15 protein-coding genes are annotated in these 14107 nt (G+C 63.9%); 6 read left to right on the top strand and 9 right to left on the bottom strand.

Annotated features, from left to right (window positions below; all coding sequences use genetic code 11):
* Window positions 1-93 precede the first annotated feature (93 nt).
* Window positions 94-459, bottom strand: a complete 366-nt coding sequence (locus A3Q7_RS0116030) for a hypothetical protein (RefSeq protein WP_018412923.1) — start codon at window positions 457-459, stop codon at window positions 94-96.
* 222 nt (window positions 460-681) lie between these two features.
* Here A3Q7_RS0116030 and A3Q7_RS0116025 point away from each other — a divergent pair, with 222 nt between their 5' ends.
* The 5 genes from A3Q7_RS0116025 to A3Q7_RS0116005 all read left to right on the top strand — a co-directional run bounded on the left by A3Q7_RS0116025 (window position 682) and on the right by A3Q7_RS0116005 (window position 7968).
* The gene (locus A3Q7_RS0116025; protein WP_018412922.1) at window positions 682-918 is read left to right on the top strand and encodes an FmdB family zinc ribbon protein; all 237 of its coding nucleotides are present in this window, start codon (window positions 682-684) and stop codon (window positions 916-918) included.
* A gap of 605 nt (window positions 919-1523) precedes the next feature.
* A complete protein-coding gene (locus A3Q7_RS0116020; protein ID WP_018412921.1) occupies window positions 1524-4289 on the top strand; it encodes a class I SAM-dependent DNA methyltransferase in 2766 nt (921 codons plus the stop codon).
* Between the two features lie 32 nt (window positions 4290-4321).
* Window positions 4322-4615: a BrnT family toxin gene (locus A3Q7_RS0116015; protein WP_018412920.1), complete on the top strand. Its 294-nt coding sequence runs from the start codon at window positions 4322-4324 to the stop codon at window positions 4613-4615.
* The gene (locus A3Q7_RS0116010; RefSeq protein ID WP_232418010.1) at window positions 4590-6800 is read left to right on the top strand and encodes a DEAD/DEAH box helicase; all 2211 of its coding nucleotides are present in this window, start codon (window positions 4590-4592) and stop codon (window positions 6798-6800) included. The genes A3Q7_RS0116015 and A3Q7_RS0116010 overlap by 26 nt, the downstream gene beginning before the upstream one ends.
* Entirely contained in the window at window positions 6697-7968 is a 1272-nt protein-coding gene (locus A3Q7_RS0116005; protein WP_232418009.1) for a GIY-YIG nuclease family protein, read from the top strand. Before A3Q7_RS0116010 ends, A3Q7_RS0116005 begins: the two co-directional genes overlap by 104 nt.
* Before the next feature lie 118 nt (window positions 7969-8086).
* Here A3Q7_RS0116005 and A3Q7_RS0116000 read toward each other — a convergent pair whose 3' ends face one another.
* The 8 genes from A3Q7_RS0116000 to A3Q7_RS0115965 form a co-directional block, all read right to left on the bottom strand.
* The gene (locus A3Q7_RS0116000) at window positions 8087-8695 is read right to left on the bottom strand and encodes a nitrogen fixation protein NifQ (protein ID WP_018412917.1); all 609 of its coding nucleotides are present in this window, start codon (window positions 8693-8695) and stop codon (window positions 8087-8089) included.
* Between the two features lie 22 nt (window positions 8696-8717).
* Window positions 8718-9029, bottom strand: coding sequence for a ferredoxin III, nif-specific (fdxB, locus tag A3Q7_RS0115995; protein ID WP_018412916.1), 312 nt, complete (start codon window positions 9027-9029; stop codon window positions 8718-8720).
* 6 nt (window positions 9030-9035) lie between these two features.
* Window positions 9036-9233, bottom strand: a complete 198-nt coding sequence (locus A3Q7_RS0115990; protein ID WP_018412915.1) for a CCE_0567 family metalloprotein — start codon at window positions 9231-9233, stop codon at window positions 9036-9038.
* Window positions 9234-9256: 23 nt separating this feature from the next.
* On the bottom strand, window positions 9257-9733 hold the full coding sequence (locus A3Q7_RS0115985; protein ID WP_018412914.1) for a NifX-associated nitrogen fixation protein: 477 nt from the start codon (window positions 9731-9733) through the stop codon (window positions 9257-9259).
* A complete protein-coding gene (nifX, locus tag A3Q7_RS0115980; protein WP_018412913.1) occupies window positions 9726-10139 on the bottom strand; it encodes a nitrogen fixation protein NifX in 414 nt (137 codons plus the stop codon). The genes A3Q7_RS0115985 and nifX overlap by 8 nt, the downstream gene beginning before the upstream one ends.
* Before the next feature lie 29 nt (window positions 10140-10168).
* Entirely contained in the window at window positions 10169-11605 is a 1437-nt protein-coding gene (gene nifN / locus A3Q7_RS0115975) for a nitrogenase iron-molybdenum cofactor biosynthesis protein NifN (protein ID WP_018412912.1), read from the bottom strand.
* 10 nt (window positions 11606-11615) lie between these two features.
* Entirely contained in the window at window positions 11616-13010 is a 1395-nt protein-coding gene (gene nifE / locus A3Q7_RS0115970) for a nitrogenase iron-molybdenum cofactor biosynthesis protein NifE (protein WP_026224926.1), read from the bottom strand.
* 222 nt (window positions 13011-13232) lie between these two features.
* Window positions 13233-13547: a hypothetical protein gene (locus tag A3Q7_RS0115965; RefSeq protein WP_018412910.1), complete on the bottom strand. Its 315-nt coding sequence runs from the start codon at window positions 13545-13547 to the stop codon at window positions 13233-13235.
* A gap of 134 nt (window positions 13548-13681) precedes the next feature.
* On the opposite strand from A3Q7_RS0115965, the gene A3Q7_RS0115960 reads away from it, so the two are divergent.
* Complete coding sequence (locus A3Q7_RS0115960; protein WP_018412909.1) at window positions 13682-14107, top strand: response regulator; 426 nt, start codon at window positions 13682-13684, stop codon at window positions 14105-14107.

Raw genomic sequence — 14107 nt, 5'->3', positions numbered from 1 at the left:
CCATCCGCGTGAAGGCCCGGTCGCCTGTCCACTTTGTCGGACATGCCACGCCAGGTGTCGCAGATGCGACATGACTCCGGTGCCGGCGGACATTCAGAGCCGCGGCACGTCCCGGGCGCTCACGCGCTCGTAGCCGCCATCCTGGATGCGGTGGCCGCAGATGCCCTCGCCCTGCGTCCTGACCAGGCGGCGCAGCCAGCTTCCGTCGCGGCATCGCCAGGCTTCCAGCGACTCGCCTCCGGCCTGGCGCTGGAACGGCAGATCGTCCTCGTCGAAGCATTCTTCCCACAGCATGAAGCTGTGGCGGTACCAGCACAAGGCGCCATCGGCACCGTAGCCGCGCCACTTGCTCGCCGGCACGCCGTCGTCGTGAAAGCTCTCGCTCCACAGCACCGGCACGACGTCCGCGCACAATTCTTCCGGCAGCCTCGCGCGCCAGTCGGTTTCATTGCTGATCATCTGTACACCCGCTCCTTGCGAACACTGCGTGCAGAGTTGCCGGAGCAGCCCCGCATATCGTTATGTCAGTCCGTGCATACCGGATGCCCAGCAGTTAGCGTGCCAACGAGAGCAGGACGACCGCGGCCTGCGCGTCGCGCTGGACGGCCAGGCGGCCCATCGGCCCCATTCTTGCTCGGAGCCGGAATATCGATACATCGCGCACCCCTGGAGGCCCGGGCCATGCCCATCTTCGAATTCCGTTGTCGCAACTGCGACAAACCCTTCGAGAAACTCGTACGCGGCAGCAGCACCGAGGTGCTCTGTCCGGCCTGTGGCAGCAATGCCGTCGACAAGCTGGTGTCCGCCCCGATGGCGCCCGGGCGCAGCAAGGCCCTCATCGCCGCGGCGCGCAGCCAGGCGAAGAAGGAAGGCCATTTCAGCAACTACTCGGCAGCCGAGCGCGCGCGCATCAAATAGCCCCGCCGGATGACCTGTGCGTGCGCGGGGGGATGCCCGCGCACGCGACGGACGCGACAGGGCGCACCGCCCGCGCGCCCCACATGCGCGTCCATGGCGGACGCGCACGACGCCCCTCGGCTACGCGTCAATGCGGCGGAAGACCCGCTGCACACCCGGAAGAGCGCCGCCGGTGAGAGGCCGATCCAGCACGCCCTCGCCCGGGAGCCTTCCCCACTTCTCGGCTCTGGCGTGACGGCCTGCAAGGCGGGCGAGGCTTTCCGGCACGCGACGGCCACTTCGCCGCGATTGCGGCGGCGCGCGGATTCGCCATCGCATCGCGCCACACCTCGCCCCATCACGCGGCCATCGCCCCGGTCATCACGCCCTGGAAGAGCGCGCAATTCGCCTGCCCAGCGCTGACGCGCTTCGGCGCTCCAGCGGCGCACGCGACCAAAAGGCCGATTGCAGAATGTCGTGACGTCCCCGAAAATTCCCGGTCCCCGAAAGTTGTCCTGCCCGGACGGCGACCGGATCGGCAGCGGCCACCACACAAGACGAAAAATGAGCATTCCGCACAACGACTGCACGCCAGCGTCCTCGCCCGGAGCGGGCGCCCCACGCCCATGAACGCCGTAGAAATCGAACAGGCGATCACCGACCTCGCGGAACAGCCCTTTGATCCTGCGGAGTTTCCCTACGCCTTTCTCGAAGCCTTCGGCAACAAGGAAACCACGCTCAAGCGACTGCGCGCGGGTACATCCAACAAGTCCGACCTGGGCGGGGTGCTGCAGACCAACAATATCCACATCCTGACCTGTGCCGCGGGTCAGGTCACGCAAGCGCTGGCGGCACTCAAGGCCAGCCCGGCCACCGTCAAGGCCAAGGCCCGCTTCATCCTCGCCACCGATGGCGTCGATCTCGAGGCGGAAGACCTCACGAGCGGCGATACGGTCGTCTGCATGTTCAAGGACTTCCCGGACCACTTCGGCTTCTTCCTGCGGCTGGCCGGCATCAGCACGATCCGGCAGATCCGCGAAGACGCGTTCGACATTCGCGCCACCAGTCGCCTGAACCGGCTCTATCTTGAACTGCTGAAGGACAACCCCGTCTGGGGTCAGGCAGACCGTCGCCACGACATGAACCATTTCATGGCGCGGCTCATCTTCTGTTTCTTCGCCGAGGACACCCATATCTTCGTCGGCAAGGGCTTCACGGAAACCGTGGCGCAGATGAGTGCCACAGACTCATCCAATACGCACGAAGTCATCAGCACGCTGTTCCGCACCATGAACACGCGGGCCGATGACCGGGCCGCCGCCGGCATCCCCCGCTGGGCGGCGCACTTTCCCTATGTCAACGGGCAGCTGTTCTCCGGCAACGACGACGTGCCCCGCTTCAGCAAGATCGCGCGTTCGTACCTCTTGCACGTCGGCGGACTGGACTGGACCAGGATCAACCCCGACATCTTCGGCTCGATGATCCAGGCCGTGGCCGAGGATGAAGAGCGCGGAGAACTGGGCATGCATTACACCAGCGTGCCCAACATCCTCAAGGTGCTCAACCCGCTGTTCCTCGACGACCTGCGCGCCAAGCTGGAACAGGCGGGCGACAATCCGCGCACGCTGCTGAACCTGCGCAAGCGCATGGCCCGGATCCGGGTATTCGACCCGGCCTGCGGCTCCGGCAACTTCCTGGTCATCGCCTACAAACAGATGCGGGAGATCGAAGCCGACATCAACCGGCGGCGCGGCGAGCCGGATCGTGCATCCGACATTCCGCTCACCAACTTCCGCGGCATCGAACTGCGCGACTTTCCGGCGGAAATCGCGCGCCTGGCGCTGGTGATCGCCGAATACCAGTGCGATGTGCTGTACCGCGGGCAGAAGCTGGCACTGGCCGATTTTTTGCCGCTGAGCAACGAGAACTGGATCGTCAGCGGCAATTCCCTTCGCCTTGACTGGCTGAAGCTTTGCCCACCGACAGGAACAGGTGTCAAAGTTCAATCAGATGACCTGTTCGGTACACCTCTAAAACAAGCAGAGATTGACTTCGCGAACGAAGGCGGTGAGACATACATTTGTGGAAATCCGCAATTTAAGGGTGCACGAAAGCAGTCAAGATCGCAGAAGCAAGACATGGCTCTCGTTTTCGGACAGGGTAATGAATTCAAAGATTGCGACTATGTCACGGCATGGTATCTGAAGGCTGCAGAGTACGTTAAAAGCACGGACGCCGTCTTTGCCTTTGTGTCCACGAGTTCGGTTTGTGAGGGGGAACAAGTAGCACACCTTTGGTCACGGTTATATGGTGACGGTCTTCACATTCAGTTTGCGCACCAAGGGTTCAAGTGGAGAAACAATGCTGCGAATAATGCCGTTGTCCAATGCGTGATCATTGGCGTGGGGGCCGCGAAACCCACACGATGCGCCTTGTATCAGGGCGAAACCAAACGGGAAGTTGATTCGATTTCGCCGTATTTGATTTCGGGGGCCGAACAATACGTTTGCGCGGAAGACTTGCCGCTTTCCCAAGACTTGAATCCGATGGTCATGGGCAGCATGGCCCGTGACGACGGTAACCTTATTCTTTCCGTCGATGAAGCGGCGAGACTGATCGAGCGCCGACCTGCTGCTGGGCAGATGCTCCGTGGCCTGCTAGGTTCTCAAGAACTGATTCACGTGCGCAATCGAAAATGTCTGTGGATCGAGGATGATCATCTGAAGCTAGCAACCGAGATCCCCGAGATACTTCAACGAATTGAAGCGGTCAGAGCATTTCGCAGCTCTTCGCCAGCCAAGACCACCAGGGGATATGCCACTATCCCCCACAAGTTTGCGCAGAGGGCGCACAAGGAATCTCTTGCTGTGATTGTTGCGGCAACCTCGTCCGAGGAACGCGAGTACATCCCGGCAGATCTGCTAGGCCCAGCCAACATCATTACTAATGCGGCATACGCAATCTATGGTGCCTCTGTTTGGGAGCTGGCCATTGTGGCGTCGAGGCTGCACATGGTGTGGATCGCCACAGTATGTGGCAAGTTAGAAACGCGACTTCGTTACTCTTCGACCCTTGGCTGGCACTCCTTCCCGCTTCCAATTCTTACCGAGAAGAACAAGTCCGACCTCACGCGCTGCGCGGAAGACATTCTGCTGGCGCGGGAACACCACTTCCCGGCGACCATTGCCGACCTCTACGATCCCGACAACATGCCGGCCGACTTGCGCGCGGCGCATGAGCGCAACGACGAAGTGCTGGAGCGCATCTACATCGGCCGGCGCTTCAGGAACGACACCGAGCGGCTGGAGAAGCTGTTCGATCTCTACACCAGGATGACGGCTGTCTCCACCCCGGTGAAGACCAAGAAGCGAAAGGCCGGCGCCAGCACATGAGCGACCGGCTCGAACACGTGGAATGACGCCCGATGAACAGATTCGAATGCGACAAGGACAAGGCGCGCGCAAACCATGTAAAACATGGCGTCCGCTTCACCGATGCCGGCAAGGCCATCAAATCGGCGCCTACCCTGACCGGGCGGTCGCCGCAGTCGGACGATCTGGGGGAGGAGCGCAATCTGTCGATCACGACGCTGGCCGATGGCCGGGCCGTCGTCGTGGTGTGGACGCCGCGCAACGGGAATGTGCGGATCATCAGTGTCCGGCACGCGCGCAAGAACGAAAGGGAGGCCTTGAATGCCTATCTCCAGAACCTCCAGTGACATGGGCGGTCTTGCCGACGAGGACATCGACGTGTCTGACATTCCTGAACTGACACCCGGCTTTTTTGCCGGCGCCATACTCAACCGCCCCGGCGCAAGCCTGATCGACACGGTGCGGGCCGCGCGGCGGACCATACCGACGGTTTCGGTCAGCTATGCGCGCAGCGGTGCCTCGACCAGGGCCAATGCGCTGGGCATGCGTCCGATGCAGGAACGCGCTTACGAGAAGCGCGGCGAGCAGTATCTGTTGATCAAGTCGCCACCGGCTTCGGGCAAAAGCCGGGCGCTGATGTTCGTGGCGCTGGACAAACTGGCGAACCAGGGCTTGAAGCAGGCCATCATCGTGGTGCCGGAACGGTCCATCGGCGCCAGCTTCAACGACGAAGCGCTGTCGCAATACGGCTTCTGGGCCGATTGGCATGTCGAACCGAAATGGAACCTGTGCAATGCGCCAGGCACCGACAACGGCGGCAAGGTCCAGTCTCTGGGCGCCTTCCTTCAGAGCGCGGACCCGGTGCTGGTGTGCACCCATGCCACCTTCCGCTTTGCGGTGGGCGCTTTCGGCGTGGAGGCCTTCGACGACCGCCTGATCGCGGTGGACGAGTTCCACCATGTATCGAGCAATCCCGACAACAAGCTGGGCGCGCACCTGGGGCAGTTCATCGCGCGCGGGCGCACGCACATCGTCGCCATGACCGGCTCGTACTTCCGCGGCGACGCCGAGGCGGTGCTGGCGCCGGGCGACGAAGCGAAATTCGACACCGTCACCTACACCTACTACGAACAGCTCAACGGCTATGAATACCTGAAGCGGCTCGACATCGGCTACTTCTTCTACGGCGGCTCGTATGTCGACGACATCCTGAAGGTGCTGGACCCCGCGGAGAAAACCATCATCCACATCCCCAGTGTCAATTCGCGCGAAAGCACGAAGGACAAGATCAAGGAGGTGGAACACATCCTGCATGAACTGGGTGAATGGCAGGGGACCGATCCAGCGACCGGCTTCCAGCGGGTCAGGATGGCGGACGGTCGCGTGCTGCGCATTGCCGATCTGGTGGACGACGATGCGGGCAAGCGCGACCGCGTTTCCGCCGCGCTGAAAGACCCGACGCAGAAGAACAACCGCGACCATGTGGACATCATCATCGCCCTGGGCATGGCGAAAGAGGGTTTCGACTGGATCTGGTGCGAACACGCGCTGACCGTGGGCTACCGCGCGAGCCTGACCGAAATCGTGCAGATCATCGGGCGTGCGACCCGGGATGCGCCGGGCAAGACCCGTGCGCGGTTCACCAATCTCATCGCAGAGCCGGACGCCAGCGAACAGGCGGTGACCGAAGCGATCAACGATACCCTGAAGGCGATTGCCGCGAGCTTGCTGATGGAGCAGGTGCTGGCACCGCGCTTCGAGTTCAGGCCCAAGCATGCCGACAGCGGCCCCGCGTCCGGTTTCGACTACGGCGAGAACGGCTACGACGCCGACAAGTGCAATGTCGGGTTCAACGGGCAGACCGGCCAGTTCCAGATCGAGATCAAGGGGCTGGCCGAGCCCAGGAGCAAGGAGGCCGCGCGCATCTGCCAGGAGGACTTGAACGAGGTCATCGCGGCTTTCGTGCAGGACAAGACCACCATCGAGCGCGGCCTGTTCGACGAGGAACTGGTGCCCGAGGAACTCACCCAGGTCCGCATGGGCAAGATCATCAAGGACAAGTATCCGGAACTGGATGCGGAAGATCAGGAAGCGGTACGCCAGCACGCCGTCGCCGCGCTGAACCTGACGCAGCAAGCCAAGCAACTGGCGGCCGGCTTCAATGAGACGAATGTGGACGATATATCGCCCAACACCGCCCTGGTCGATGGTGTGCGCCGCTTTGCCATGGATGTGCGGGAACTGGATATCGACCTGATAGACCGCATCAACCCGTTTGGTGAAGCCTATGCCATTCTGGCCAGGGCGATGAGCGAAGAGAGCCTGAAACAGGTGGCCGCGGCCATATCGGCCAAGCGCACCACGATCACGCCCGAAGACGCTGTCGTCATCGCCAGACGCGCACTTGAGTTCAAGAAAGAACGAGGCCGTGTTCCGTCCATCACCGCATCCGATGCCTGGGAAAAGCATCTGGCCGAGGGCGCAGCGGCGTTCATGCGCTTCAGAGCCGAAGGTCGATATGCGCAAGTCTGATCTGGACGAACTCGCGGACGAGCTCGCCGAGTTCGCCCCTCCCGAGAAAACGGCGGCGCGCCCGGCCAGCGAGGAGCGTGTCATTGCGGGCTTCGAGGAGATTCAGCGCTTCGTCGAAAAGCATGGCCGTCCGCCCCAGCACGGAGAGGACCGCGACATCTTCGAGCGGCTGTATGCCGTGCGTCTGGACCGCCTGCGCGCGCTGCCGGCGTATCACGATTTGCTGCGCCCGCTCGACCACCAGAATTTGCTGTCGGGTGCGCCATGTGCGGCGGAACCCCCGGCCAGCTACAACCTCGATGAACTGGCGGCCGAACTGGCGGCCGCATCTGACGCCGAAGACATCACCGTGCTGCGCCACGTTCGCACCAGCGCCGACAAGCGCGCAGCCGAGGAGATTGCGGACCGCAAACCGTGCGAGGACTTCGAAACCTTCCGCCCCTTGTTCGAACGCGCGGCAACCGAAATCAAGACCGGTCTGCGCCAGTCCCTGCCCATCACGGCAGGCAATCGTGCGGTGGAGGGCGGGGATTTCTTCGTTCTCGATGGCGTGACCGTGTACGTCGCCGAGGTCGGAGAGCCACTGAAAACCACCGCTGGCGAGGTGGATCGCCGGCTGCGCCTGGTTTTCGCCAACGGTACGGAAAGCAATCTGCTGCTGCGATCGCTGCAGCGTGCCTTCTACAATGACCCTGCCGCGCGCCGGCTGGCTTCGCCCGAGACGGGACAACTGTCTTTCGGGGGCGAACTGGAGGCCGACGATGTCGAGAGCGGCACAATCTATGTGTTGCGCTCGGACTCGGACCATCCCTATGTCGCGCAGCATCGCGATCTAATCCACAAGATCGGCGTGACCGGCGGCAACGTCGACACGCGCATCGCCAACGCAGAAAACGAGTCGACCTACCTGCTGGCGAAGGTCGAAGTGGTGGCGACCTACAAGCTCGCGGGCATCAACCGCACCCGGATGGAAAACCTCTTCCACCGGCTTTTCGCACCCGCGCGGCTGGACATCACGATTCAGGACCGTTTCGGCCACCCGGTGCAGCCGGAGGAGTGGTTCCTGGTTCCGCTCTTCGTCATCGATGAAGCTGTGGCACGCATCAAGGATGGCAGCATTACCGGATACGTCTACGATCCGGGGGCTGCAAGGCTGGTCAAGGCATAGCGGTGCGCGGATGGGTGAATGGCCTGGGTACAGGCCGTGATCCGCTGCGCGTGTCCAGCGTCGATCCGTGTGCGTTCCCGCCCTGCTTCTATCCAGCGCCGTCGCGCCGATCCCCGCCTCACTCCTCCGGCCCGAAGCACTTCGCGTAATCGCTGCACACGCTGCAACTGGGGGCCTTGCACACGCGGATCTGGGCGCGGTCGCATAGCTGCTTGTACAGGAACTTCTTCCACTTCATGTCCTGCGTGTTGCGCGCGGCGAGGGCTGCGAAGAAGGTGTTCATGAGCGCGGACAGGTGGCTGCGCGAGGGCAGTTGCATGTCCTGCCACAGGTGATCGTCGCCCAGGCAGCCGGTGGCGACCGCGTGCGCGAGCCACACGCCGTCCTCGCCGCTGCCCGGAGGCAGGTGCTCGACCAGCATGGCGAGCACATCGTCCATTTCGATGGCGTCGTCGAAGGCGGCCGGGGTGGCCGGCTTCAGCGAGGGCAGCCATTCGGCGCCCGGGAAGTGGCGCGCCAGCAGGCGCCGGGTGGTGGGCGCATCCAGTCCGTACAGCGGCTGTTCGTCCAGCCCGCGCACCTGCCAGCTACGGCCGATGACACCGGCAAGCGCGATGGACGCTAGGCTGTCCGGCCGCTTCGCGAGCCGCATGAGCAGGCCGCGGAAGGTGGGCGACAGCGGCTCGGCCGCCAGGGCGGCCGATACGAACAGGGCGTCGGAGTGCATCGCGATCTCCTTGCGTGAAGACTTACAGCTCGGCCGGTGCGTGCGTGTAGCATTTCTTCGGACAGACCTTGGAACAGGCCTGACAGCCTATGCAGTTGGCCTGGCGCGAAATGGTCATGACCTTGCGCTCGAATTCCTCGTCATCGTCGTCCTCGTTCTCGGGGTCGACCAGGATGACGTCGCCGTCCTCGGTGACGCCGGCGAGCTGCAGCACGTCGTTGGCACAGACCTTGACGCAGCGCGCACAGCCGATACAGGTGTCCTGGTTCAGCGTGGACACGAATTTCGGTGTCCACACTTCGCCGCTCGGCAGGGTGATGGTGAATGCGGCCATGATCGTTCAGGCGGTCGCGGCCGCCAGCTCCTTGCGTGCAGCCATCAGGTTCTGATGGGCGTCATAGGCGATCTGCGCGACTTCCATGATCTTCTCCCAGTTGGTCGGCAGGTCCTCGGACAGGTCGTGCAGGTCCATCTTGGCCTGCGTGGCCTGGGCGTTCAGCTTCTTCACCCGGGCCTTGAGTGCGTCGACGTCTTCCATCGCGTTCTTCCTTCCTTCGTGCGTCAGCCGTAAGTGGCCACTTCGTTGTACTTCTTCACCATGTCGACGCCTTCCTCGACGAACTTCGTGCCCGCCTCGGCCAGCTTGGCGAGACTGGGGAAGCCGAAGCGATGGGCATCGCGCAACTGCTTGTTCACCGCGATGAGCCGGCCGGCGATGAGCACCATGCGGCCGAAGCCTTCGTGGTGCATCTTCATCATGGGCGTGACCATGACGCCGGTGGCGCGCTCGATCGACAGGCCGATGGCGTTGTAGAACAGCTCGATGCGCCACAGGGTTTCCGGGTCCGGATCGCCCATCAGCGGCAGCGCGCGGCGCGCCTCGGCACTCAGGATGTAGGGCTCGAGCAACTGCGCATCGCTCTTGCCTTCCCATGCGCCGTGCAGGTCCTGCGCGCGGTACTGCTTGATCAGTTCGCGCAGGTAGGGGGTGGCCAGGGCTTCGTTGTCCTCGGCGCTCAGTTCCAGTGTTTCAGCCATGTTCTTCAACCTCGTCGTCAAAATCGAATGCGCGCTCGGAGCCCTTCTGCAGCACCTTGCGCAACCAGGGCGGCGGCGTGCCGCGCAGCACTTCCTGCAGCTTTTCCAGGATGTCCATGATGGGTTCCGGCTGGCTCACCTTGATCGGATGGATCTTGCTCGCCACCACGCGCGCGGCGGCCGAGCCGCCGATCGCCGCCACGTAGACGATGGCCACGTCCTTGATCGCATCGAGCTTGGGCGCGAGCTTGTCCTCGTCGCCGTCCTCGTCGAGCTTGCCGCCGAAGTCGAAGTCCTCGACATGGTGGTAGCCCTCCTTGTCGATCTCATACACAGCCAGATGCTTGGCCCAGCCGAAGTGCGCGTCGACGCGCTGCTTGTCCTGGGTGGCGAAGGCGATCTTCATGATGCGCTCCTTGCAGGGTGGGGCCGGATTCAGCCGGCCATCTCGGATTCGGTGCCGCTTGCCGGCGCACTGCTGCCGCAACCGCAACTGCCGCCACCGCTCGCACAGCCGCCACCCGCGGCGGCCTGCACGCTGGCCTCCGGCAGCGGCCAGTCGTTCGGGGTGTTCACATGCTCGTCGGCGAGGAAGGTGTTGGCCCACAGCAGGATGAGTTCGCGCGTGCCGCGATAGCCCACGCGCAGCACATGCGCCGCGCCCAGGCGGTCGAACATGGGCAGGCCCTCGCGCAGCAGCGGAATGCCCAGCCGTTGCGCGGCCTGGCGGCCGTGGGCATGGGTGATGAGCACCTGGGCGCCGGCCGCCTTCGCGCGCAGTTCCAGATCCTCGAGGTCGCCGATCAGCACTTCGTCGCAGGGCATGCCTTCGAGCACGCGCGACGGCGTGGTGGTGACGGCGGCGACCACTTCGGCCCCCATTTCGGCGGCGGTCATGGCCAGGCCGTACAGCAGGTCGGGCTCGGCGCCGATGGCCATCTTCTTGCCGCCGACCCAGAAGTGGGCGTCCAGCATCACGTCGAGCAACTGGGTGCGCGCGCGGCGATACTTCGCAGGCACCGGCCGCCCGGACAGTTGCGACAGATGGGCCAGGAAGTCGTCGAAGGCGGCGAGCCCGGTCAGGCGGTCGAACACCTTGTATGGCACGCCGCAGCGTTCCTCGATCGCGGCCGCCGCGGCATCCATGCGCGCGCCCAGCGCCAGCGTGGCACGGGCGGCGCCGAGCGTGCGCAGCCCGTCCATCTTCATGCCTCCCAGCGTGGTGGGCGTGAAGTTGTCCGGTATGTGCCCGTCGAGCGAACCGGAAATGTCCGGCAGCACGTTGGCGCGCAGGCCGAAAGCTTCCAGCGTTTCGCGCACCTCGTCGATGTCGGCCGGCGTCATCCAGGCCGCCGGCAGCACATTTACCCGATCGTCCTCGCGCGCGCACGGCTGCGCGAATGCGTCGATCAAGGCCAGCACCGCCTTGCCCCAGCCGTCCTCGAAGGCGCCCACGTAGTCCGGCGTGGACACGTACACGATTTCCGTGCCTTCCAGCGCCTCGCCATGCTTGCGCCGGATCAGGTTCAGATAGCCATCGACATCGTCACCCTTGGTTTCGGTCAGGCCGGTGGAGGCGATGGCGATCAGGCTGGGACTGGCGCGCTTCTTGATGTTCAGCACCGCCTGCTCGATGTTCTCCAGCCCGCCGAGTATGGTGCTCACCTCGTTCATCGCGGTGGTCTGCAGCGGAATCGCCTCCTTGAAGTGGCGCACCAGCAGCACCAGACCGAAGGACGTGCAACCCTGCGAGCCGTGCATCATGGGCATGCAGTTGTCCAGGCCCATGAAGGCATAGCAGGCGCCGAGCGGCTGGCTCATCTTGAGCGGATTGACCGTGCACGCCTTCTTCGATTCGACCACCTTGGCCATCGCGCGCTCCTCAGGCCGCAACCACGTCCCAGGGCGCCGGGCGGCGCACCTGTTCCCAGATCGGGTTGTACAGCGCCTTGTCGATCTCGCGCACCAGATCCACCATGCCTTCGTAACCGGCGTAGGCGTGGTGGCGTTCCTGGTTGATGTCCAGCCAGGGCATCTTGGCCTTGAGCGCGATGAACTGGCTGCGACCGCCGGACAGCATGATGTCGGCCTTGGCGTCCTTGAGCATCGCGTACATTTCGCGCGGCGTCATGTCGTCGATCATGTGGGCGTCCTGGCCCATCAGCTCCTTGATCTTTTCCTTGTCTTCCTTGGTGGATTTCTTGACGCTGGTACCGACGATCTCCAGGCCGGCTTCCTGCAGCGCGGCCACCACCGACCAGCTCTTCACGCCGCCGGTGATGAGCAGCACCTTCTTGCCCTCCAGCCTCGGCCGGTAGGCCGCGATGCGATCGAAGGCGCGCTTTTCCTCGACCGCGATGAGCGCTTCGGTGCGCGCCTTCAACTCTTCCGGCGCGCCCTTCTCGACCAGCAGGCGGGCGATTTCGCGCAGCGTTTCCGACATGTCGCCGATGCCGTAGAAGGAGCCCTCGAAGAACGGAATGTCATAGCGCTCTTCCATCTTGCGCGCGATGTTGATCATCGACTTCGAGCACACCATCATGGCCGCCTTGGCACGATGGCTGTAGGCCACTTCCTTGTAGCGGCCGTCGCCCGAGATACAGGACAGGATGCGCACGCCCAGCGCATCGAGCAGCGGCTTCACCTGCCACAGCTCGCCGGACAGGTTGTACTCGCCGATGATGTTGATGTCGTAGGGCGTGACGAACTCGGGCTCTTCGGTGCCGATCACGTAGTCGAGCAGCGCTTCGGCGCCCAGCTTGTTGCCGAGATTCTTCGGGCCGACGAAGCCCGGCGAGTTGACCGGAATGACCGGCTTGCCGAATTTCTCGGACGCCTTCTTGCACACCGCCTCGATGTCGTCGCCGATCAGCGCGGTGACACAGGTCTGGTAGACGAATACTGCGGGCGGGTCGTACTTCTCGATGATTTCCCGCACCGATTTGAACAGCCGCTTCTCGCCGCCATAGACCACGTCGAGTTCGTTGATGTCGGTGGTGAAGCCGGTGCGGTACAGCGAGGAACTGCTGGACGAGGAATTGCGGTTGTCCCACGAATTGCCTTCACAGGCGATCGGGCCGTGCACCAGGTGGGCGACATCGACGATGGGCTGCAGCGCGATTTTCGCGCCGTCGAAGGCACAGCCGCCGGCGGCCGCACCCGGCGAAAGCTGCTTGGTACAGCCCTTCTTCTTTTCCTTCGCCGACTTGTTCTGGTTGTGCTCGCAGGCCGGTTCTTCGAACACGTCCTGGATCTTGGCCGATACCCGTGCATCCATGGCACACCTTCCTTCCTGTCGATGTCTCGCGGCGCGAAGTGCTTCGCCCTGCACCGCAGCACGATTGATGCCAGCGCCGCGTTCCGCCATGAGGCGCCCTGCGCGGGCGGTATCGGGCTGCATCCGTGCGCCGGGCGCCGGCCGGCGTCCGACAATCGGCGGCTGCTTTGCGACAAACCCGACAGGCCGCCCCGGGCTCTGTCGCATCGCCGCCGCGCCCGCTTACTCGATGCCTTCCATGCGCGCCTTGTGATTGATGGCGTCCTGCAGGCGGCGGGCGATGCCGGTGGGACTGGCGTCGAAATCGCGGCTGGATTCGGTCAGCGCGTCCTGCGCGATCTGCGCCTCCTCGAGCGTGAGCGGCAGACGGCCGGCGACATGGGTGGCGCCGGGCACGGCGCGCTGTATCGCCTGCCGGTTCGGGTGTTCCAGCAGCGGCACCAGCCGGGTCGCCTCCGGCTTGCCGTCCAGACAGACCGCACCATCGATGACTTCGACGCGTCGCCCGTCCTGGGTCGTCTTCACAAGTACAGCCATGGCATATCTCCTGACAGTGGATGAGTGGACGCAAGCCACGAAGCGAAAGCCATGCCGCCATCGCCGCATCGGACACTGGAACGGAGCTTGCTGGTCACCCGGAAAACATCACATCGCCAACCGGGAGAAACGCCATGCAGATCGGAGTGGATAGCGAACGCGCGGTCGACAACAAGCGCGTATTCGTCGTGGACAACGACGACGTGGCCAGCACGGCCCTGCAGTTCATGCTGGCCGACGAAATGGAAACCCATGTCTACACGGATGTCGCGTCCGCGCTGGCGGCCGGTGCCGCGACGCCGCCCGATCTGATACTGCTGGGGGCTGGCGTGCTGGAGAGCGAGGGCGCCGAGGCGGTCACGCGGCTGAAAGGTGCGCTGGAAGGGGTGCGCATGCTGCTGGTCTGTCTCGACGCGGACGAGCCGGTGATCCAGCAGGCGCTGTCGCTGGGCGCGGAAAGCACGCTGCAGCGCCCGCTCAAGGTGGAAACCGTGCGTCGGCGCGTCGACGCACAGCTCGGCCGGCGTGCCGCGCTGGCGATTCCGGTGGTCACCCGCTGA

Source organism: Methyloversatilis thermotolerans, from assembly GCF_000372885.1.
In the GTDB taxonomy this organism is placed as follows: Bacteria; Pseudomonadota; Gammaproteobacteria; order Burkholderiales; family Rhodocyclaceae; genus Methyloversatilis; species Methyloversatilis thermotolerans.
The sequence above is the reverse complement of the archived record's forward strand: the minus strand, read 5'-3'. Positions and strand labels throughout refer to the sequence as shown.

What these genes read in the sequence shown, in the direction of transcription:
- nifX (WP_018412913.1), bottom strand. Translation starts at nt 10,139, where the DNA reads ATGAAGATCGCCTTCGCCACCCAGGACAAGCAGCGCGTCGACGCGCAC.
- A3Q7_RS0116000 (WP_018412917.1), bottom strand. Translation starts at nt 8,695, where the DNA reads ATGCACTCCGACGCCCTGTTCGTATCGGCCGCCCTGGCGGCCGAGCCG.
- A3Q7_RS0116025 (WP_018412922.1), top strand. Translation starts at nt 682, where the DNA reads ATGCCCATCTTCGAATTCCGTTGTCGCAACTGCGACAAACCCTTCGAG.
- nifN (WP_018412912.1), bottom strand. Translation starts at nt 11,605, where the DNA reads ATGGCCAAGGTGGTCGAATCGAAGAAGGCGTGCACGGTCAATCCGCTC.
- A3Q7_RS0115960 (WP_018412909.1), top strand. Translation starts at nt 13,682, where the DNA reads ATGCAGATCGGAGTGGATAGCGAACGCGCGGTCGACAACAAGCGCGTA.
- A3Q7_RS0116010 (WP_232418010.1), top strand. Translation starts at nt 4,590, where the DNA reads ATGCCTATCTCCAGAACCTCCAGTGACATGGGCGGTCTTGCCGACGAG.
- nifE (WP_026224926.1), bottom strand. Translation starts at nt 13,010, where the DNA reads ATGGATGCACGGGTATCGGCCAAGATCCAGGACGTGTTCGAAGAACCG.
- A3Q7_RS0116030 (WP_018412923.1), bottom strand. Translation starts at nt 459, where the DNA reads ATGATCAGCAATGAAACCGACTGGCGCGCGAGGCTGCCGGAAGAATTG.
- fdxB (WP_018412916.1), bottom strand. Translation starts at nt 9,029, where the DNA reads ATGGCCGCATTCACCATCACCCTGCCGAGCGGCGAAGTGTGGACACCG.
- A3Q7_RS0115965 (WP_018412910.1), bottom strand. Translation starts at nt 13,547, where the DNA reads ATGGCTGTACTTGTGAAGACGACCCAGGACGGGCGACGCGTCGAAGTC.
- A3Q7_RS0116020 (WP_018412921.1), top strand. Translation starts at nt 1,524, where the DNA reads ATGAACGCCGTAGAAATCGAACAGGCGATCACCGACCTCGCGGAACAG.
- A3Q7_RS0115985 (WP_018412914.1), bottom strand. Translation starts at nt 9,733, where the DNA reads ATGGCTGAAACACTGGAACTGAGCGCCGAGGACAACGAAGCCCTGGCC.
- A3Q7_RS0115990 (WP_018412915.1), bottom strand. Translation starts at nt 9,233, where the DNA reads ATGGAAGACGTCGACGCACTCAAGGCCCGGGTGAAGAAGCTGAACGCC.
- A3Q7_RS0116015 (WP_018412920.1), top strand. Translation starts at nt 4,322, where the DNA reads ATGAACAGATTCGAATGCGACAAGGACAAGGCGCGCGCAAACCATGTA.